The sequence below is a fragment of the Cupriavidus sp. 22TCCZM04-2 genome, assembly GCF_057798895.1.
On sequence record NZ_JBYOJS010000038.1, the window covers coordinates 1 to 19,588 of the forward strand.

Consider the following 19,588-nt stretch of genomic DNA (forward strand, 5'->3'; position numbering starts at 1 on the left):
CGAGGCATCGACCTGCGTGACCGGGGCCACGATGATGTTGGGGCTGGCGAAGGACACGCCGGCGCCGCCGAGGATCGCGTTGACGCCATTGTTCAGGAACAGGCTGCCGCCGCGCACGGCGCCCATCTCGGCATGGTCCAGGTCTTGTTCGAGGGGCAGGTTCTGGATGGTGAGGGACATGATGTAACTCCTTGGGTGGCTGGTCTGGCTTGGGTTAGAGAGCATCTGGTGTTGCGCTCGAGGTCATATACGCATGGGGTGTGCCAGCCCGCGGACCAGGCCTGAAAATCATCTTCAAGTCTTTGAAGATAAAGAAAAAAACAGAGAAGGCGCCTGCACGGTTGCCGCTCGCTTGCGCCGGTGCATGTCTGACCGCGGCAAACAGATCACGGGACCTCTGTCTGCCGGACACCGACACCCGCGGCGCGGCCGAGCCTTGCGGCGCTCTGGGAAAGCTAGAATGCGCCTTGGCTTTAGGAGCACGGACATGAAGAACCCCGAGGTGCAGGACGGCAAGTCTCCTTCCCAACTGATCGACGAGAGAATCCGTGAGCTGGACGACTGGCGCGGCGAAATGCTCGCCCGCATCCGCAAGCTCATCCGGGCCGCGGATCCGGACGTGGTCGAGGAGTGGAAGTGGCGGGGCGTTCCGGTGTGGTCGCACGCCGGTATCCTCTGTACCGGAGAGACCTACAAGAGCGTCGTGAAGATGACCTTCGCCAAAGGGGCGTCGCTGCCGGACCCTTCGCAGCTTTTCAATTCGAGCCTGGAAGGGAATACCCGGCGCGCGATCGATCTGCACGAGGGCGAGGACATTGACGAGACGGCGCTGAAGGCACTGATCCAGGCCGCCGTGGCGCTGAACCAGTCGAAGCTCCGGCGCTGACCGCCGGCCCGACCGCAATCGCCGCGAGCTTGGCCCGTCAAGGCCGCCGCCAATGAATACTTGCCGGTGACGTATTTTCCGCGCAAGCCGAAGTGAAGGCGGAAACAGCCAGGGTTCGGCCGGACGTCACCTGGCAGGATCGCCGTCGGCGCTGCGCAGGATCTCGGCCAGCGCGTCGATATCGACCGGCTTGACGATGTGTCCGTGAAAGCCGGCCTGCGACGTTTCTTCCTTGATGCCAGGCTCGCAAAAACCCGTGAGGGCGTAGAAACGGGTGTGGTGCAGGTGCGCGTAGTCGCGCAGCTCGCGCATGAGTTCGAAGCCGTCCATATCGGGCATGGCAAGGTCAATCAGCGCCACGTCCGGCGTGAAGCCTTCCACGCTGCGCAGGGCGGTGACGCCGTCATAGGCTACCTTGATGGCATGGCCGGTCATCTGGAGCAGCAGCCCCATGCTATCGGCCGCATCGCGATTGTCGTCGACCACCAGGATGTTGAGCCCGGCACGGGGACGAGCGATGAGCGGCGCGGCAGATGCGTTCCGCTCGGTGACGATCGGCAGCCTGACGCTGAACGTGCTGCCCAGGCCGACGCCCGGGCTCGCCGCGGTAATCGAGCCTTCGTGCAGCTCGATGATCGAGCGGCACAACGACAATCCGATACCGAGTCCGCCAGTGCCGGTCTGGCCTGGCTCGCCGCCCTGCACGAACAGGTTGAACACTTTTGACAGGGCCTCCTGAGCGATGCCGCAACCCTGGTCGTTAATGGAAACCTGCCCGGTGCGCCCGTTGATCTGGGTGCGCAGCGTGATCGTGGTCCCTTCCGGCGAAAACTTGGACGCGTTGATCAGCAGGTTCTGCAGCACTTGCGCCAGCCGCGTGAGATCGCCGAAGACATGGAACTCCACGTTGTCCGGATCCATGACGATGCGCTGCGCCCTGGCGTCGAGTGCCGGCGCGCTTCCCTCGACGGCGGCCGCGATGACCTCGCGGATGGCAATCACCGAGCGGCGCAGTTCGAGCTTGCCGGCGGCGATGCGGCCAACGTCGAGCAGATCGTCCACGAGCCGGGTGAGGTGCCTGAGCTGGCGCGCAACGATGCCGAGATTGGCCCTGACCAGCGCTTCGTCCCCGGGCGCCCGTTCCATGACGGACGTGGCGCTGTACATCGGGGCCAGCGGGTTGCGCAGTTCGTGGGCCAGGGTGGCAAGGAATTCCTTCATGCGCTGCGCCGAGGCTTCAACCTCTTCGAGCTTCTTGCGCTCGCTCATGTCGCGGGTCACTTTCGCGAAGCCGCGCAGCTGGCGATGCTCGTCGTAGATGGCGGTCAGCGTGACATTGGCCCAGAGCAGCGAGCCGTCCTTGCGGACCCGCCAGCCTTCGTCCTGTACGCTGCCATCCTCGCGGGCTCGCTGGATCAGCCTTTCCGGCTTGCCGGCCGCGATATCCTCGGGCAGGTAAAACGCGGAAAAATGCCGGCCCACGATCTCGCTGCTCAGGTAGCCTTTGATCTGCGCCGCGCCGGCGTTCCAGCTGATGACATGGCCGTGCGGGTCGAGCATGAAGATCGCGTAGTCCTTGACGTTCAGCACCAGCAGCCGGAACGTCTCGTCGCTTTCCCGCAGCTTGGCCGCGCCTTTCATCTGCTCGGTCATGTCCCGCGTGACCTTGGCAAAGCCGATCACTTCACCGGCCTCGTTGTGCAAGGCGGTGATCAGGACATTGGCCCAGAAGCGGGTGCCGTCCTTGCGCACGCGCCAGCCTTCATCTTCCAGGCGGCCATGCCGCCGGGCCAGCTCCAGCTCCTTCTGCGGCCACCCACGGGCGATGGCGTCTTCGGTATAGAAGCGCGAGAAATGTGAGCCAATGATCTCCGCTGCCTCATACCCCTTGATGCGTTGCGCACCCCGGTTCCAGCTCATGACCGTGCCGTCCGTGTCGAGCAGGAAAATCGCGTAGTCGGAAATCGTTTCGACGAGCGTGCGGAAGATATCGCGCCGTTCAGGCGCGACGACGGGGCTCGCGGGGTGGCCGGATGGCGACATGGAGGGATAGGCGATAGGGCTCCCGCAATGGTGGCCTAAAGCCCGCCGGACTGCTGTCCGGTTCCATCCTACATGCCGCCTGTGGTTCGGCGCACATCGCCCAGAGGGGGCGGCCCGGATAATGCGCCAGGGTTCAGAACAGGTGCCGGATGCCGACGCGCGACAGGAACTGCTTGTCGGTCGAGGACGTTCCCGCCATGGCGATCGACGCCACCGTGCCCGCGGCGCCGCTGGCGCGCTGGGTGTGAAGGTCTAGGTACACGTCGGTCCGCTTCGAGAACCGGTAGTCGACCCCCGCGGAAAGCGTGATCCAGCGCGAGCTGTCGAGCCGGTCGAGCGATACCTTGCCCGACAGCAGCACGTTGCCGTTGAGCTGGTACTCGCCGCCCATGTGGAGGACCTGGTCGCGCGAGTGGTGGCCGGCGAATGCGAGATCCGTATTGGTGTAGAGCGCCGAGAGCTTCAGCGCCTGCAGTTGGTACGACGCACCCGTGGCAATAATGCGCTGCTTGTCGGCAAACAGCGTGGTGGCGGGCGTGATCGAACGGCCGAACATGGCGGGGGCGCCCGTCAGGCCCGCATAGACCGGCGCACCGTTGATATCGGTGTAGGCAACGCCAGCCGAAAACGCTGCCGCACTGTACTGGGCCAGCCCGCTGATGGCGCGGCCCTTGTTGGTCGACGAATTGCCGGAGTCCGTGCCGAAGCTGTAGATGCCCCCGAAACGCAACCCACCGAATTCCTTGCTCAGGAACTGGATGGAATCGTTCAGGCGCTGTCCGGAGACGCGGTCCAGGTCGGCGTTCTCCACACTGTGGATGCCGCACTGCAGGCACGGCAGGTAGCGCAGCATCTGATAGGCAAAGTCGTACTGGCGACCCAGCGAGATATCGCCGATGTCCCGGTCGCCGAGGCCGATCAATGCCTGCTTGCCGAACAACAGGCCGCCTTGTCCGAGCGCACCCGTGTCGACCGAGAACCCGTTTTCCAGGCGGAAGAAGGCCAGCTTGCCGCCGCCCAGATCCTCCGAGCCCGTAAAGCCGAGGGCATTCGCCTTGTTGATGCCGTCCTGGGTGGCCACCAGGGAATGGCCGCGGACATTGCTGGTGTAGGCAATGCCCTCGTCGACGCTGCCGTAGAGGGTGACGCCTTGTTCGGCGTGCGCGGCGGTGCCGAGGCACGCCAGTGCAAGGCTGGTCATGGTAAAGCGCTTCACGGATTCTCCCTTGGTCTCTGCATATCGTCGTTGCGGGCGAGACGTTTCCCCGCGGCCCCGGCGGGGGCCGTGTTTTTCTGAGCGAACGGTGGGGCGGCGCGGGATCAACCGATCCCGCGCCGCATCAGATTTCTACATCGCGGGTTTCGGGCAGCATCCACATCGCCACCAGGCTGACGAGGCTGGTGACGGCCAGGTACCAGGCCGGCGACATCGGGTTGCCGGTCCAGGCCAGCAGCCCGGTCACCGCGAACTGCGTGGTGCCGCCGAAAAGCGTCGTGCCGATGGCGTACACGAGGGAAATGCCGGTGCTGCGGAACGACGCTGGCAGCAGTTCCGGAATGACGACCATGGCCGCCGCCGCGCTCATGGCGGTCAGCGCGGCGATCACCGCCGTCACGGTCAGGAAGCTGAACGCGCTGGGCGCCGCGATCAGCCACGAGAACATCGGCACGATCAGCAGCATCAGCAGCACCCGTGGCAGCACCAGCACGATCTTGCGGCCACGGCGATCGCACAGCCAGCCGCCCAGCAGCGCGAACACGAAGGTCAGCGCGCCACCTGCCAGCGCGCTGGTTTGCGCCAGCGTCGCGGGCAGGTGCAGGGTCTGGATGGCATAGGTGGTCATGTAGTTGCCGATCTGCGACGACACCGCGCCGGCCAGCGTCATGAGCACGCCAAGGACCAGGTAGCTGCGATAGCGGCGCACCACGCCGCCAAGGATCTCGCCGGTGCTGTGGGTGGTGCCGGCCTCGAAGGTCTCGGGCAGGCTGCGCCGGATCTTCACGGCCACGGGCACCAGCACGATGCTGATCAGGAACGGCACGCGCCATCCCCACGCCGCCAGTTGCTCGGCCGTCAGCAACAGCGATACCGCCACGCCCAGCAGGCCTCCCACGGCGACCGCGATGCCCTGGCTGGCCAGTTGCCAGCTCGCATACAGGGCGCGTTGGCCTGGCGGCGCGGCTTCGACCAGCAACGCGGTGGCGGGGCCGACTTCGCCGCCCAGCGCCAGGCCCTGCAGGAGCCGGCATGCCACCACGATCAGCGGGGCCGCGATGCCGATCGAGGCATAGCTCGGGGTTGCGGCCATGCCCAGCGTGCCGACGGTGATAAGCGCGACGGTCAGGATCATGGCCGGCTTGCGTCCGGCGCGGTCCGCGAGCGCGCCGATCAGGATCGCGCCGAGCGGCCGGGTAAAGAAGCCGACGCCGAAGGTGGCGGCCGACAGCAGCAGGCTGCCGAACTCGCCACCGACCGGAAAGAACGCGCGCCCGATATAGACAGCGAAGTAGGCATAGATGACGAAGTCGTAGAACTCCAGCGCGTTCCCGGCGACGGCGGCGGCAACGGCGGCGCGGCCGATCACCGGGCGCGCGGCGGCCGGCGCGGGTGGGTGTCCGGTATCGAGTAGGGTGGAAGCGGGCATGTTGTCTCCGTAATGCATTGCTGTCGTTGTTCTGCGCGGCGGCGCAGTCAGGCCACGCCGGCGGTGGTCTCGGCGAGCCCGCGCACGGTCTCCAGGAATACCTCGCATCCCTGTTCCCAGATGTCGCGCTGCCAGTCGTCGGCCTGCGGATAGAAGGCGTCCTTCAGGGTCTGGCGAATGGATGCGGCCTGCCTGGTATCCGCGCTGCGGCGGCGCTGCAGCCAGTGTTCGGCGCGCATGGCGCCGATGACCTGCTGCGTCGGATAGGTGCCGAACTCCAGGCAGACATTGGTCTGGACCGCCTGCGGGCATTCCTCGTACAAGGCGTACTGGATCGGCCCGGTCATCGGGATGCTGGTGGAGCTGCCGGTATTGACCGACGTCACTTGGTCGCCCCACCCGCGGCGGGCGCGCTCGAGCGCGCCGTCCGTGTCCACGCACGCAAAAATGCGCTCGCCCACGCCGTACGGGCCAAGGCCCGTGTGGATGTCGATGGAGCCGATCTGCCGGCACTGCGTGGCGTAGCGGCGCAGGATGCGGCGGAACGTAAGGTTGCTCCATGCCGGCTCCTGGCCACCGAAGTGCATGCCGTCGGCAAACGCGTACTGGCCCAGCGACACGGCGCGCTGGAAGCCACGTGGGCCAACCTTCTGGCGGTAGCTGTCGAGCACGCTCTCGTTGGCGTCGGCGGGCGGCCACGCGTCGGGCAGCAGCAGGTCATGGATTTCCGCGTAGGGCGCGTTGACCGGCAGCGGGGCCGAGAAGTCGACGAAGTTGCGATTGAGGTCGACATTCTCCTGCGTGGCGCGCCGCGAGTACGAGAACCCGTACGGGTTGACCGCATGGACATGCAGCACCGCGGTGTGCGCCGCATGGGTGGCGCCCAGCCCAAGCAAGCCGGTCTGGATGGCGGAGCCGCAATAGCCTTCCACCCCATGGACGCCGCTGATGACGATCAGCAGGTTGCGCGCGTCGGCCGGACCGTCGAGCACGACGTCGGTGGCCAGTGTCTCGCCATCGGCCCCACGCATCGGGAGTTCGAACGACTCCACGGCCAGGCCACGGCGCGCGGCGGCGCCGAGGAATTTTTCGCGCGCTTCGGCGTAGTTGCGGCTGAAGAGCGATCGGAGGTCGAGGATGTGCATGGGTGCTGCGCTTCTACAGTGGGGACGGGGACTCAATTGCAGGCCAGGGCCGGCGCGATGCCGGCGCGGGCACGCGCGCGCTGCGCGCACGCGTCGCCGAACGCGCCAAAGATGCGCTGCGCCAGGGCGCTGTCGCCCACGCGCATTTCCGGATGCCATTGCACAGCCAGCGTGAACTGCGGCGCTGCCGCGACCGACACAGCCTCCACCAGGCCGTCCGGGGCGGTGGCTTCGACACGCAGGCCGTCGCCGAGGCGCTCGATGCCCTGGTGGTGCAGGGAGTTGACCAGGCAGGAACTGTCCGGCGCGATCGCCGCCAGCCGGCCGCCCGGCACGACCTGGATCGCGTGGCGATCCTCGTACCACTGCATGATCGGCCGTTCGTGGTCGCCTTCCCGGTGGTCGAGCCGGCCCGGCTGGTCGTGCACGGCGCGCTCCAGCGTGCCGCCGTAGACCACGTTCAGTTCCTGGAATCCGCGGCAGATGCCAAGCAGCGGCACGCCTGCGGCGATCAGTCGGGGCAGCAGGGGCAACACGGTGGCGTCGCGGGCCAGGTCCTGCCTGGTGGCCGCCGGCAGCGGCGCGGCACCGTAGCGCTCCGCGGCCACGTTGGACGGGCTGCCGGTCAGCAGGATGCCGTCCACCGCTTCGATCAGCGTGTCGGCGTCCATGGCTTCCGGGCAGGCCGGCAGCAACAGCGGCAGCGCCCCTGCCGCCGATGCGACGGCACGCACGTAGCCATCGAGGGCCGAATAGGCGACGTGGTTATACAGTTCGATGCGGTCGGTGATGATGGCCACGACCGGTCGACGGGCGGGGGAAGAATGTGCGGCTGGCATGGCTCGGCGTGCAAGGGAAGACGAGCGCAGTGTAGGTAGGCCGATTACTTCTGTATATTGCAACTAAATTGATATCGGGTTGCAGACTCTGCAAGTCACCATGAACACACGGCAATTGCGCCACTTTCTGGCGGTGCTCGAGAGCGGCTCGCTGCTCGCGGCAGCGGAAACCGTCCACCTGAGCCTGCCCGCGCTGTCGCGCAGCATCCGCGCGCTGGAAGACGGGTTGGGCGTACCGTTGTTCGATCGCAGCGACCGGCGGCTGCAACCCACCGTGTACGCCCACGCCTACGCGTCCCGTGCGCGCCGGATGGTGCTGGACGAAAAAGAAGCGATCCGGACGCTCGACCTCATGCGCACCGGCGACCTCGGTACGGTGACGATGGGCATGGGTTCGTCGCTGGCGGAACCGATACTGCGGCCGATGCTGGCGGAGCTGCTCGCGACCTCTCCCGGCTTGCGGCTGCGCAGCCTGATCGAAACGTCGGACCGCCTGCTCGACGCCCTGCTGGCCGAGCGGCTGGACTTCTTCGTTGGCGACATCCGCATGGTGCAGGGGCATCCGGAACTCTCTGTCGAGCCGTTGCATCGCAGCACCTTCGGCTGGTACGCCCGCACCGGCCATCCGCTGGCCCCGGAACGCGAAATCGACAGCAAGACGTTGCGCCGGTATCCATTGATCGCCACCGGTTATGTGGAACCGTCCATGCTGATGCAGCTGGGGCAACGCTATGACTTGCCGGCGCCGGTGCTCGACCAGTTTGCGTTGATTGCCGATGACCTGGGCACGGTGCGGGAGATCGTCGCATCCAGCGACGCGATCGTACCGGCGACCGACATTGCCATGCTCGCCGCCGTGCGCTCCGGCGTCCTGGTGCCGCTCGATGTCACGCCGCCGTTAGCGCTTGACATGACCCTCGGCATCGTCCGGCCGAGCCAGCGGACGCTGGCCCCCGCGACCGAAAAGGCCTTCGGACTGGTGCGCCGCCTGTTTGACGCCGCGGCAGGCGAAATTGCGGCGGCCAGGGCAAGCGCTGGCCGGGCAGGGTAGGCGGGCATGGCTCGCCGGCACTAGGGTGGCCTACCGGCGGCCGCCGCCGCGTCCCCCGCGTCCGCCGCCAAATCCGCCTCCCCGGCCCGCACCGGACCCCAGGCTGGAGCGGCCCCGGTTGAAGTCCCGCTGCACGGCACCGCCGCCAGCGCCCACGCCCTGGAAGCCATTGTCCCGGCCGCCGCCCGCGTCGCGTCCACGAAAGCCGCTGCGGCCGGATGCGCCGGCGGTGCTGCGCCCAAACTTCTCGCGCGTGGCATTGTCGCGGTAGGCAACGCCCTGGCGGTGCCGCGCGTCATGCTGCCAGCGGTCGCCCTGGAGCTTGCTCGCGTCGAAGTTGCGGTCGATGTTCCTGGCCTTGTGGTGCTCCACATGGACCCCGCCGTTGTTCCAGTCGCAGTTGCCGAAGATCGCGACGGCGGCGGCCAGGCCGATGCCAAAGGCGATGCCGCTGCCGATAGCGGCGCCGGGCGGGTAGTAGGCGCCATAGGGCGGCCAGTAGTAATACGGATAAGCCGGATAGCCCCAGCCGCCGTAGACGACGGCCGGATCGTAGACCGGCACATAGACCACGTCCGGGTTGGCGGGCTCGATGCGCACGATGGTCTGGGGCGCGCCAGCCGCGCCGGCCGTTTCGACAGTCACGGTCTGCTGCGGCCCCGACTCCAGGTGCCCAGCCTGCCGCGCGCGCGCGCGCAGGCGCTGCACGGCATCGAACACGTCCTTTTGCTGGGCCAGGAAGGCATCGCCGAGTTTCTGGGTCCAGTCGAGCTTGTCGCTCATCGGTTCCAGGATCTGCGGGAACGCCACCAGCGACTTCACGCTGACATCCCACGTTTCACCCTGTACCGCCTTGACCGCCGCGTCGCCCTTGAGGTTCGGGTGTGCCTTGACCCAGCGCGCGGCAAGCGTGACTTCCAGCGGGTAGGTCGAAGCCATCAGCACCTGCGCGAGCAGGGGATCCGGGTAGAGCGCGATCGGCGCGACCATGGCCTCGATCTCTTCGGCCTTGTAGGGCGCCGGCTCGCCCTGCGCCGCCTGGGCAGGCCCGCCGGGCAGCGCGGGCACAGGCCCCGTGGATGATGGCGGCGCAGCGGTCTGGCATGCGCCCAGCATCAGCACGGCGCAACATGCGGTGGTGAGGATGCGCGGCTTCATGGCGTCACCTTCTTCCAGCCGGGCGCCGGATCGAAGGACTTGGTCGCCGCGGCCTTGCCGGCGGTGCCGGGGCCAAGGTCACGCTGGTAGACCTGCCCGTTGTGGTTGACGATAAAGCTCATCACGCCCGTGTCGCCATAGCGGACCGGCCACGCCATGACCGCGAAGCCGCCGAACAGCCTGCCGTCGACCACGTAGTTCAACGCCCCGCCGTCGCCGTGCGGCCCTTGCGCGGTGAGCAGCTTGTACTGGTAGCCGTGGTAGCCCTCCGGGCTGGCATTGCGCGCGCCCGCGTCGCGGAAGGCGGGGCCGAGCGGGCTGGGCGCCTCCTGCGGGCCGGTCGGCCAGTAGAGACCATCATGCTTGCCGGGGGAACTCGACAGCATGCTGGCATAGACCAGCCGTTTCTCGTCGTCATGGGTGGTCTGCGCGTACTCGTCCTGCGCGTCGCAGATGGCCTGCAGGGTCTGGATCACGGCAAGTTCGTTCCGGCCGATGCGGCGCACACGCATTTCGCGGGCGCCGGCCTGGGTGTCGAACTGCCATCCCTTGCCCGACCGGACCAGCGGCACGGGGAGGGTCCAGCCGTCGTTGCCCACGGCGATCGTGGCGCGGTTGCCGGATTGCTGCACGCGGTGCGACACCGCCCAGGCACTGTCGAAGCGGCTGCGGACGCCGGCGCCGGCCGGTGGGATGATGTCGCGATAGTTGGCGCCCAGCATGCCCTGCATCGCGGCCTCGTCATTGTCGCGGATGGCCTTGCCGAAGGCGTTCATGGCGGCGTCCGGCGTGTCGAAATACTCGGCTGCCAGAGCATGCGCAGCTGCCAGGCCAAGCACGCAGGTACAGCCCAGTGCAGCCATGGACTTCCTCAGGTTTCCCGATGGTCTTTTCATAATCCCTAGTCTGTGGTCACGAAGCTCTGTCCGGCGCAGTGCCACGCCGGCGACGGTGCCGCCTCAAAGCAGCAGGGGCACGCCGATCAATAGAAAGACGGCGATGTAGATGACGCCAAAGATCGCACCGAGCCGCCAGTAGTCGCCGGCCGGCAGGTAGCCGCTGCCGAAGTACACGGGGCTGGGGCCGGTCCCGTAGGGTGTGAGGATGCCCATGATGCCGAGCGTCAGCGCCAGCATCAGGGCAAAGGAAGGCATGTGCATGCCGGTGATGGTCGAGCCGACGCTGAGCATGACCGGAAGCATCGCGGTGGCGTGGGCGGTAACGCTGGCGAACAGGTAGTGCGTGAAAAAGAAGATCAGCACCAGGATCACCGCCGCCGTCAGCGGTGAAAACCCGCTCATATGGGTCGCCATGGTGTCGGCGAACCATTTGACGAAGCCGGTGCGGCTCAGGCCATCGGCCAGCGCGATCAGCGTGGCGAACCAGGCCAGCGTGTTCCAGGCCTGCTTGTTGGCGAGCATGTCGTCCCAGGTCACGACTCCGGCGATCAGCATGATGCTGATGACCAGCATCGCCGCCGTGGTCGCGTTGATATGCTTGTCGCCGAAGATCCATAGCGCCAGCGCGATCAGCACGAGCACGCCCAGCAGCCATTCGCGGCGGCTGGGTGGCCCCATCTTGCGCAGCTCGTCCGCGGCCCAGGCCGGCACCTCGTTGCCTTGCTTCACCTCCGGTGGATACAGCACGTAGGCGAGCAGCGGCACCGCCAGCAACAGCAGGATCCCGACCGGTGCGAACGCCATGAACCACTGCATCCAGCTCAGGTCGACCTGCACCGTCTTGCGGATCAGTTCGGCCGCCAGCAAGTTCGGCGCCAGCGCGGTCAGGAACATCGAACTCGTCACGCAGGTGCTGGCAATGGCGGTCCACATGATGTACGAGCCGATCCGCCGCGCCGACGGATCGTTCGGCTTCGAGTCATAGAGCGGCGGCAGGTTGCGGATAACGGGAAAGATAGTGCCGCCGCTGCGCGCCGTATTGGACGGCGTGAACGGTGCCAGCAAGGCGTCGGCCATCATCACCGCGTAGCCCAGCGTCAGCGTCTTGCGGCCCATGGCGCGCACCAGCAACAGGGCGATGCGCCTGCCCAGGCCAGTCTTCTCGTACCCCAGGGCAAACATGAAGGCCCCGAAAATCAGCCATACGGTGCTGTTGGCGAAGCCGGAAAGCGCCCAGGCCAGCGACGCGTTGCCTGGATTGAAACCCGGCTTGGCGAGTTGTTCGGGACTGAAGAACACCCATTCGTCGAGCACCGCGACCAGCGTCACGGCAATCAGCCCGATGGCCGCGCCCGGCAGGGGCTCCAGCATCAGGCCGACAATCACGCCGACGAAGATCGCGAAGTAATACCAGGCGTGCTGGGCAAGGCCGTCCGGCGCCGGAATGAGGGCAAGTACAATCGCCGCAAGCACGGGGGCAAGAGGTTTCCAGTAAGCACGCATGCGACGCTCCCTTTGCAAAAACCTCCGCTGTGCTAAGGTTTATATGACCTTTTCGGCGGAAACGCCAGTATGGCGCCGACGGCGCCTGCGACAGGGGCGAGACGATGGGACTGGTTCGTATGAGCATCGAAGGACGCCCGGTCGAGGCGCCCGCCAATTGCTCCATCCTGCAGGCGTTCATGCATGCCGGCGAAACGCTGGTCGAAGGCGTCGGCTGCATGGGCCAGGGAGTATGCGGGTCCTGCCGCGTCATGGTGCGGCGCACCGGCGAGCCCGACGTGAAGACCGCGCTGGCCTGCGAGACGCTGGTCGAGGACGGCATGCAGGTCGCCTTCCTGGACTACTTCACGGAGTCGGAGCGGCACGTCTACCGCATCGAGGAGATCGGCGACAGCTGGGACGCACTGAGCACGATCGCTGGCGTGTTCCCGGAGGCCGCGCATTGCCGCCATTGCAGCGGCTGCGATCGCGCCTGTCCGAAGGGCCTCGAAGTACAAGAGGGCGTGCGCAGCGCCGTGGAAGGCAGGCTGACCGCGGCGAGCCGCGTGTTCGACGAATGCGTCATGTGCAACCTCTGCACGCTGGCCTGCCCGGAACATATCCGCCCCAACCATCTCGGCCTGTTCGTGCGGCGCATGATCGCCGCGCAGACGCTGCGCCCGGCCAACCTGATGCTGCGGCTGCAGCAGATCGAGAGCGGCCAGATGGCCATCGATTTCGACGCGCCCGGCGCGCGGCCACCGGCCTGAGGGAGACTCGATCATGCCAGCGGGTATTCCCTACGAAGACGCGCGCAGCCGCTACCGCCCCGGCGTGGCGACGACGATGCGGGGCGAAGAGATCGCCGTCGATGAACTCCTGAAGGGCTACCACCCCGATCACGGGCCCAATGCGCGCGTGGCGCTGGCGGTCGGCGTCAATCGCGGTGACCCATGCCAGCCCGATCTCGCGCGCAGCCTGCAGGCCAATGCGCTGATCGACGACGTCGACATGGCCGGCGCGCAGCTGGTCTCGACCGATGTCCTGGTCATCGGCGGAGGCGGTGGCGGCTGCGCCGCCGCGCTGACTGCGGCCGGGCAGGGCGCGAAGGTGATCCTGGCCACCAAGCTGCGCCTGGGCGACAGCAATACCGTGATGGCGGAAGGCGGCATCCAGGCGGCCATTGGCGAGGACGACAGCCCGCAGCTCCATTTCGAGGACACGCTGCGCGCCGGGCATTTCCGCGGCGATCCCGAACTGGTCGCGCAGATGGTGATGGACGGCCCCGACGTGGTCCGCTGGCTGATCAGGCTGGGCATGATGTTCGACCAGGAAGAGGAACGGCCCTTCGGCGGCAACCTGTTGCGCAAGAAACCGGGCGGCGCCTCGGCTGCGCGGATCCTTTCCTATCGCGACTACACCGGCCTGGAGATGATGCGGGTGCTGCGCGAGGCCGTCGACATCGAACCCGGCGTCGCGGTCTGGAGCCGCTGCCCGGCGGTCGAGCTGCTGTCCGACGAGCGGGGCCGCTGCGCCGGGGCCGTGCTCTACAACCTGGAGTGGCGTACCTTCGTGCTGGTGCGCGCGCGCGCCGTGATCCTGGCCACCGGTGGAGCGGGGCGCCTGCACCTGAATGCGTTTCCGACCTCCAACCATTACGGCGCCACGGCCGACGGGCTGGTGCTGGCCTACCGGCTCGGAGCGCGCCTGCGCGAACTCGACTCGTTCCAGTACCACCCGACCGGCATCGCCTATCCGCCTCACCTGGCCGGCGGCCTGATCTCGGAAGCGGCACGCTCGGCCGGCGCGAAGCTGCTCAATGGCGAGGGCGAGCGCTTTGTCGACGAACTCAAGCCGCGCGACGTGGTGGCCTCGGCAATCCTGCGGGAATGCGCGCAGGGACGGGGCATCGTGCGCGGCGAACAGGTCGGGGTGTTCCTCGATACACCGACGCTGGAGATGGAGAACCCCGGCATCCTTGCCAAGCGGCTGGTAACGCTGCGCCATCTGGCCCACAAGTGCGGGCAGGACGCCGCGCAGGAGCCCTTTCTGGTCTATCCAACCCTGCACTACCAGAACGGCGGCGTTGCCATCGACAAGACCGGTGCGACCAGCGTGCCTGGGCTGTATTGCGTCGGCGAGGTCACGGGCGGCATCCATGGCCGCAACCGGCTGATGGGCAATGCCTTGCTCGACATCCTGAGCATGGGCCGGCGAGCCGGCGCCGATGCGGCGCAGAGCAAGGGAAGCCTGATGGCGACGCGCGCGGGAATCGGCCATGTGCATGCGTGGCAGCGCGAGCTGACGCTGGCCGGGCTGCCCCTGCACGTCAAGGCGCCCCAGCTCTTCCCGGGGTATGCGCATTTCGACCTGCGCGTTGATGCCGGGCTGAACGCCGGCGCGCGTGGCCGGGCAGTCGGCGGCACGCGGTGATCGGTCCACGGAGCGCACGATGGATAGCTTGAATCAGGTACTGCTCAACGAGGACATCCGGGTCGGCGCGGACCTGGAGGCGTGGCTTGCGCGCGGCGGCGGCGAAGGCCTGGCCGCAGCGCTGCGCGATCCGGGCGCCATCCTTGCCATCATCGAGCAGGCGGACCTGCGCGGCATGGGTGGCGCGGGCTTTGCCACGCATCGCAAATGGGCGCCGGTAGCCGCCGTGGCCGATGGCGACAAGTACATCATCTGCAATGGCAACGAGGACGAGCCGGGCACCTTCAAGGACCGGTTCCTGCTGGAGCACACCCCGCACCTGGTGATCGAGGGCGCGCTGATCGCCGCGGCCGCGACCCGCGCCAATCATGTGGTGCTGTACGTCAACCCGCATCAGCCGGTGTCGCTCGCGATGGCCCGCGAGGCGGTCAGGCAATGGCAAGCGCATCCGCTGTTCGCCGAACTTGCGCGGCTGGTCGGCGGGGCAGTATCGCTCGGCGTGGTGCCGAGTTCGGGTCTGTATATCGGCGGCGAGGAAACCGCGGTGATCGCCAGTGTCGAGGGTGGCTTCCCGTTCCCGCGCCGCAAGCCGCCTTTTCCCGCCCAGCATGGCGTGCATGGCGCGCCGACGGTCGTGAACAACACCGAGACGCTGGCCCATGTGCCGGGCATCCTGCGCCACGGGGCGCAGTGGTATCGGGACCTTGGGGTCGGCCATGCCGCGGGCACCAAGCTGTATTCGTTGTCGGGCGATGTGCTGCGGCCCGGCCTGTACGAGCTGCCGATGGGCACGAGCCTGGAGACCCTGGTGTTCCGGCACGGCGGAGGGATGTTGCAGGGCAAGGAGTTCAAGGCCGTTTTTACGGGGGGGCCGTCCAATACCTTGCTGACCAAACGCGATCTGGACGTGGCGCTGGACTTCGACTCGGTCCGCCAACGCCGTTCGCGGCTGGGCACCGGGGCCATGATCGTGGTCTCGGAAGGGACCAGCATCGTGCGCAAGGTGGCCGAGTACGTGAGCTTCTTCGCGCAGGGTTCCTGCGGCCAGTGCCCCCCGTGCAAGGGCGGGACCTTCCAGCTGATGCGGCTGCTCAACCGCATCGATACCGGCCGCGGCGTGCGCGCGGACCTGGACGCGCTGGAAAACCTGTGCCGCATCCTGCCCGGCAGCGGACGCTGCGGCCTGATCGACGGTGCCGTGACCGTGGTGGACAGTTCCCTCCATCAGTTCCGGGACGAATACGATGCGCTGCTGATGGCTTAGGGCAGGGGAGTCGCGTTCCGGCGCACCGTGGCTGCACCTTATCTATTGGCGCGCTGCAATAGCGTCTAGAATTCGCCCATCATCCGACACGAACGGGAAAGCGAATTATGGGTCTCCTCGTTGACGCCGTGCTATTCCTGGCCGCTGCCCTGATTGCAGTCCCGATATCGGTAAGACTGGGGTTCGGCTCCGTGCTGGGCTATCTGGTTGCCGGCGTGGCGATCGGGCCCTCGGTTCTCGGCATGGTCACGGAGGTGGACCCGGTTTTCCACGTGTCCGAACTCGGCATCGTGCTGATGATGTTCGTCATCGGCATCGAGATGGATGTCCGGAAGCTGTGGAAGATGCGGCAGTCCATTTTCGGCTACGGCGGGCTCCAGGTCGCGCTGTGCGCGGCACTATTGGCGATCGCTTTCATCAGCTTCGGCGTGAACTGGCGCGTTGGCATCGCCGCGGGATTTGCGCTGTCGCTGTCGTCCACGGCCATGGTCATTGCGATCCTTGAGCAACAGGGCCTGATGCATACGCGTCTTGGCCAGACCAGCTTCGGGATCCTGCTGTTCCAGGACATCGCCGCGATTCCGATGATCGCGCTGTTGCCGTTGCTGTCACCCGTGCCGGCCGCAAATACCTCGAATGACGGCTGGAGTGTCGCCCTCAAGGCCTTGGCGGTGCTCGCCGCGGTTATCGTGATCGGCAGCTTGCTATTGCGTTATGTGCTGCCTTTTATCCGGCGCAGCGGCACCCGGGACACGCTGACGGTTTTCGCGCTGCTCTGGGTGATCGGCATTGCGCTGCTGATGCACCATGTCCACCTGTCGATGTCGCTGGGCGCGTTCGTGGCCGGTGTGTTACTGGCCGGGTCTGATTGCCGCGAGGAAATCGAAACGGATATCGCGCCGTTCAAAGGCGTGCTGCTCGGCTTGTTCTTCATGGCCGTGGGCATGTCCATCGATTTTGACGTGCTGGCAAGGAACCCGCTGCTGGTCGCGGTACTGGTTGTCTTGCTGGTTGGCACCAAGCTGGGGGCCTTGCTGTATCTGGCAAAACGGTTCCAGGTGCCGCAGCGCGAGCGTTTGTATTTCGCGATCCTGATCTCGCAGGGCGGGGAATTTGCGTTTGTCGTCATGGCTGCTGCGGAGTCGTCGCGCCTGGTCAACGGCGAGCAGATGTCCATCGTCACTGCCGTGGTGGCGCTATCCATGGCCGCCACGCCGCTATTGATGATGGCGCAGCGCGGCATGGCCCCCCGCAAACAGGGCGATCCGTACCGGGTTGCGGAAAAGCCGGCTGGGGAGGCGCACGATGCGGACGTGCGGTGATGCCTGGCTTTTGGGCTTGTGCCGGTGCGGATTGCTTGACGCGTTAGATGACGCCGATTCTGTAGCAACCCCTGAAAGATTCGATTTCAAACTTTTGGCTTCGTTACCGATGGCAGCCAAGTTGAAACTGCTGATCCCGTAGCGCCCGGTGGTTTTGCTTGAGCTGGTTCATTTGCTGCCAGGCGTTGATCTGGCGCTGCTGGATCTCGTTCGCGCGGACCTGTCCATCGATGGACTGGCACAGGTTGCGCTGGTTGTTGGCAGCCACGTAATCCTGTTGTTGCTGCTGCGCAAGCTGGGTCTGGTACTGCTCGCTCTCAGTTGCGCGCCTGGCCAGGAACTGTTGCTCCTGCTGCTGCACGTTGGCCGACTTGCCGACCGTGGACACCGATCCGCCCATGCCCGACGTGATATCGGTATAGCCCGGCGGGCAGTATTGATCCTGGGTGTAGAGGATTTTCCCTTGATTGCGACACTTGGCGGCGTGCGCTGTGCCGAAGAACGCAAGGGTGACCAAAAGCAGTGCGGCTGTGCGCATTCTTCTATTTGTTGATACTGGTGTCGTAACGATAACACGGTGCATTGCGGCCTCCGGTCTCGGACAGACGGGAAGCCGCCAGCATGCCAGCCCTGGCAAGGGGGTACGACATTTCTATTTGGCTCAAATGCGACATTACTATTTGGGGCCAACAAGTTTTGTCGAGGCAAAGTTGAAATGTCCGGGCTCCAGCAAAGTTGAAATGTCCGGTTGTCCGGCGTCTTTTCAGCTTGTTTGTTCAGTCTTTTGGGGTTCCCGTAGGGCGGTGGTGCTGGCCTGACACGACGGAGTCCAGCTCAGGGTGGGGCTGTCATTCCAGCAGGGCGGATTTGAATTCCCAGGAGTAAGCGGAAATCAGTTCTCAGTTCCGTTAAGCGGCCACGGTTGCTGCTGTAAGCGTTTTAGCGCTTCCAACATGTCGTTCTGATCCAGCGAGCGCTGTGACTTCTTGCCTGGCGGTCGCCCACGCTTGCGGACAACGCCTTCGGTGGCAGGCAAAGAGAGAGATCGCGTGTTGTCGCGTTTCTCCTGAACGTACTGCGCCAGTTGCAATACGTGCCCCAGCCGCTTGTTATCCACGATTGCCCCCTGATCGACTTCCGACAGCTTGTCGTAGATGGTGTAGGGCAGGGCGACGCCATTCGCGCGTGGCTCGATCCTGCCGTCGGGGTAGTGATAGACGTCGATATAGCGACCGGCCAACTTCCGATGCTCGGGTGTATCTGCCAGCAGGTAGAGCATCTTGTCGTACTGGATCGTCAGGCTCTTGGAGACGCAGCGCGGCTCGCGCCAGGCGAAGATCAGATCCAGGTTCTCGTCCGGTCGCAGCGGACGATGGGCGTTATGGCTGTTGCGCGGGACCTTGGCGAAGCGCGCGTTGTAGTCCGCGATGAATTCGGGCATGAAGGCGTTGGCAGCTTCCATGGTGCTGATATTGCGAAGGCGCAGTTCCTTGACCAAGCGGTCCTGTAACGTCAGGTGGGTCCGTTCGACGCGGCCCTTGGCCTGGCTGCTGTTGGCGCAGATGCCCTCGATGTTCAGCTCGAACAAGGCCCGGGAAAACTGGGTATGGCCATCGCCGCCGGTCGCGTTCGGCTTGTTGACTCGGAACACGCTGGCCTTATCGCTGTAGAACGCCACGGGCTTGCCATGGCGCTCCAGATAGGCGCGCGTCGCGGCGAAGTATGTGAACGTGGCCTCGGAATGGGTAAAGCGCAGCTCCATGATCCGGCTGGTGGCGTCGTCGACATAGACCAGCAGCGTGCTGGCCGGCGCGCGTTCCTCAAACCAGCGGTGATCGCAGCCGTCGATCTGAATCAGCTCGCCATAGCAGGCACGGCGGTTGCGCGGCTGGTAGACCTTCGGCGGCCGCTGTTTGCGCGGTATCCAAAGCCCAGATGCCGTCATCAGGCGGCGTATCGTTTCCTTGGACAACGTGAGTCCATGGCGTTCGCGCAGCTTCTCGCAGGCCAGCGTCGGCCCGAAGTCGACGTAGTGTTCCCGGATCAGGTTCAGCGCCGCGGCTTCACGGTCGGCCGGCAGCCGGTTGTTGCTCGGGCGGCCGCGCTTGCGGGTCACGAGCCCTGACGGGCCTTCTTGCCGGTAGCGCTCCAGCAACCGCCGCAATTGCCGGTCCGTGATCTCCAACCGTTCGGCGGCCACACCAGGCCGTAACTGACCATCCACGACCGCCTGGACGGTCTTGAGCCTGTCTAACTCATGCATGCTGACTGTAATGACCTCGGATTTAGCCATCCTCTGGCGTCTCCATCGTGTTTCAACCGGGCAGGCTGAATACCACGAATGGACCACTCAGGCGGACATTTGAACTTTGCCAAAACCGGACATTACAACTTTGCCGCTACAACGTTGTCACGCATAAT

17 protein-coding genes are annotated in these 19,588 nt (G+C 65.9%); 6 read left to right on the top strand and 11 right to left on the bottom strand.

Annotated features, from left to right (window positions below; all coding sequences use genetic code 11):
- Positions 1 to 180, bottom strand: a 180-nt coding sequence (locus AC3FKG_RS29285; RefSeq protein ID WP_488743760.1) for a hypothetical protein, incomplete at its 3' end; no start/stop codon positions are given.
- Positions 181 to 487: 307 nt separating this feature from the next.
- Between AC3FKG_RS29285 and AC3FKG_RS29290 the strand changes: the two genes are divergently transcribed.
- On the top strand, positions 488 to 886 hold the full coding sequence (locus AC3FKG_RS29290; RefSeq protein ID WP_488744818.1) for a DUF1801 domain-containing protein: 399 nt from the start codon (positions 488 to 490) through the stop codon (positions 884 to 886).
- A 126-nt stretch (positions 887 to 1,012) separates the two neighbouring features.
- On the opposite strand, the gene AC3FKG_RS29295 is transcribed toward AC3FKG_RS29290, so the two are convergent.
- From AC3FKG_RS29295 to AC3FKG_RS29315, 5 genes are all read right to left on the bottom strand, one after another.
- Complete coding sequence (locus tag AC3FKG_RS29295) at positions 1,013 to 2,929, bottom strand: PAS domain-containing hybrid sensor histidine kinase/response regulator (RefSeq protein WP_483714347.1); 1,917 nt, start codon at positions 2,927 to 2,929, stop codon at positions 1,013 to 1,015.
- A 133-nt stretch (positions 2,930 to 3,062) separates the two neighbouring features.
- A complete protein-coding gene (locus tag AC3FKG_RS29300; protein ID WP_488744819.1) occupies positions 3,063 to 4,145 on the bottom strand; it encodes a porin in 1,083 nt (360 codons plus the stop codon).
- A 124-nt stretch (positions 4,146 to 4,269) separates the two neighbouring features.
- Complete coding sequence (locus AC3FKG_RS29305; RefSeq protein WP_488744820.1) at positions 4,270 to 5,574, bottom strand: MFS transporter; 1,305 nt, start codon at positions 5,572 to 5,574, stop codon at positions 4,270 to 4,272.
- A gap of 47 nt (positions 5,575 to 5,621) precedes the next feature.
- Positions 5,622 to 6,719 (bottom strand): M14 family metallopeptidase, encoded by a 1,098-nt coding sequence (locus AC3FKG_RS29310; RefSeq protein ID WP_488744821.1) that lies wholly within the window; start codon positions 6,717 to 6,719, stop codon positions 5,622 to 5,624.
- Positions 6,720 to 6,751: 32 nt separating this feature from the next.
- Positions 6,752 to 7,558, bottom strand: a complete 807-nt coding sequence (locus AC3FKG_RS29315) for a gamma-glutamyl-gamma-aminobutyrate hydrolase family protein (RefSeq protein WP_483714343.1) — start codon at positions 7,556 to 7,558, stop codon at positions 6,752 to 6,754.
- Between the two features lie 100 nt (positions 7,559 to 7,658).
- On the opposite strand from AC3FKG_RS29315, the gene AC3FKG_RS29320 reads away from it, so the two are divergent.
- Positions 7,659 to 8,609, top strand: coding sequence for a LysR family transcriptional regulator (locus tag AC3FKG_RS29320; protein WP_488744822.1), 951 nt, complete (start codon positions 7,659 to 7,661; stop codon positions 8,607 to 8,609).
- A 30-nt stretch (positions 8,610 to 8,639) separates the two neighbouring features.
- Here AC3FKG_RS29320 and AC3FKG_RS29325 read toward each other — a convergent pair whose 3' ends face one another.
- The 3 genes from AC3FKG_RS29325 to AC3FKG_RS29335 all read right to left on the bottom strand — a co-directional run bounded on the left by AC3FKG_RS29325 (position 8,640) and on the right by AC3FKG_RS29335 (position 12,169).
- Positions 8,640 to 9,767 (bottom strand): DUF3300 domain-containing protein, encoded by a 1,128-nt coding sequence (locus AC3FKG_RS29325; protein ID WP_488744823.1) that lies wholly within the window; start codon positions 9,765 to 9,767, stop codon positions 8,640 to 8,642.
- Positions 9,764 to 10,630, bottom strand: coding sequence for a DUF2950 domain-containing protein (locus tag AC3FKG_RS29330; RefSeq protein ID WP_488744824.1), 867 nt, complete (start codon positions 10,628 to 10,630; stop codon positions 9,764 to 9,766). Before AC3FKG_RS29330 ends, AC3FKG_RS29325 begins: the two co-directional genes overlap by 4 nt.
- Before the next feature lie 96 nt (positions 10,631 to 10,726).
- Entirely contained in the window at positions 10,727 to 12,169 is a 1,443-nt protein-coding gene (locus AC3FKG_RS29335; protein WP_488744825.1) for an anion permease, read from the bottom strand.
- A 110-nt stretch (positions 12,170 to 12,279) separates the two neighbouring features.
- On the opposite strand from AC3FKG_RS29335, the gene AC3FKG_RS29340 reads away from it, so the two are divergent.
- The 4 genes from AC3FKG_RS29340 (at position 12,280) to AC3FKG_RS29355 (ending at position 17,167) form a co-directional block, all read left to right on the top strand.
- The gene (locus tag AC3FKG_RS29340; protein WP_483714506.1) at positions 12,280 to 12,918 is read left to right on the top strand and encodes a 2Fe-2S iron-sulfur cluster-binding protein; all 639 of its coding nucleotides are present in this window, start codon (positions 12,280 to 12,282) and stop codon (positions 12,916 to 12,918) included.
- Positions 12,919 to 12,931: 13 nt separating this feature from the next.
- Positions 12,932 to 14,581, top strand: a complete 1,650-nt coding sequence (locus tag AC3FKG_RS29345; protein WP_488744826.1) for an FAD-binding protein — start codon at positions 12,932 to 12,934, stop codon at positions 14,579 to 14,581.
- A gap of 19 nt (positions 14,582 to 14,600) precedes the next feature.
- A complete protein-coding gene (locus tag AC3FKG_RS29350) occupies positions 14,601 to 15,845 on the top strand; it encodes a complex I 51 kDa subunit family protein (protein WP_483714336.1) in 1,245 nt (414 codons plus the stop codon).
- A 107-nt stretch (positions 15,846 to 15,952) separates the two neighbouring features.
- Positions 15,953 to 17,167, top strand: a complete 1,215-nt coding sequence (locus AC3FKG_RS29355) for a monovalent cation:proton antiporter-2 (CPA2) family protein (RefSeq protein WP_488744827.1) — start codon at positions 15,953 to 15,955, stop codon at positions 17,165 to 17,167.
- A 103-nt stretch (positions 17,168 to 17,270) separates the two neighbouring features.
- Here AC3FKG_RS29355 and AC3FKG_RS29360 read toward each other — a convergent pair whose 3' ends face one another.
- Together AC3FKG_RS29360 and AC3FKG_RS29365 are read right to left on the bottom strand one after the other, a co-directional pair.
- Complete coding sequence (locus AC3FKG_RS29360) at positions 17,271 to 17,705, bottom strand: hypothetical protein (RefSeq protein ID WP_488744828.1); 435 nt, start codon at positions 17,703 to 17,705, stop codon at positions 17,271 to 17,273.
- Positions 17,706 to 18,059: 354 nt separating this feature from the next.
- Positions 18,060 to 19,460 (bottom strand): ISNCY family transposase, encoded by a 1,401-nt coding sequence (locus tag AC3FKG_RS29365; RefSeq protein WP_488743847.1) that lies wholly within the window; start codon positions 19,458 to 19,460, stop codon positions 18,060 to 18,062.
- Positions 19,461 to 19,588: the final 128 nt, after the last annotated feature.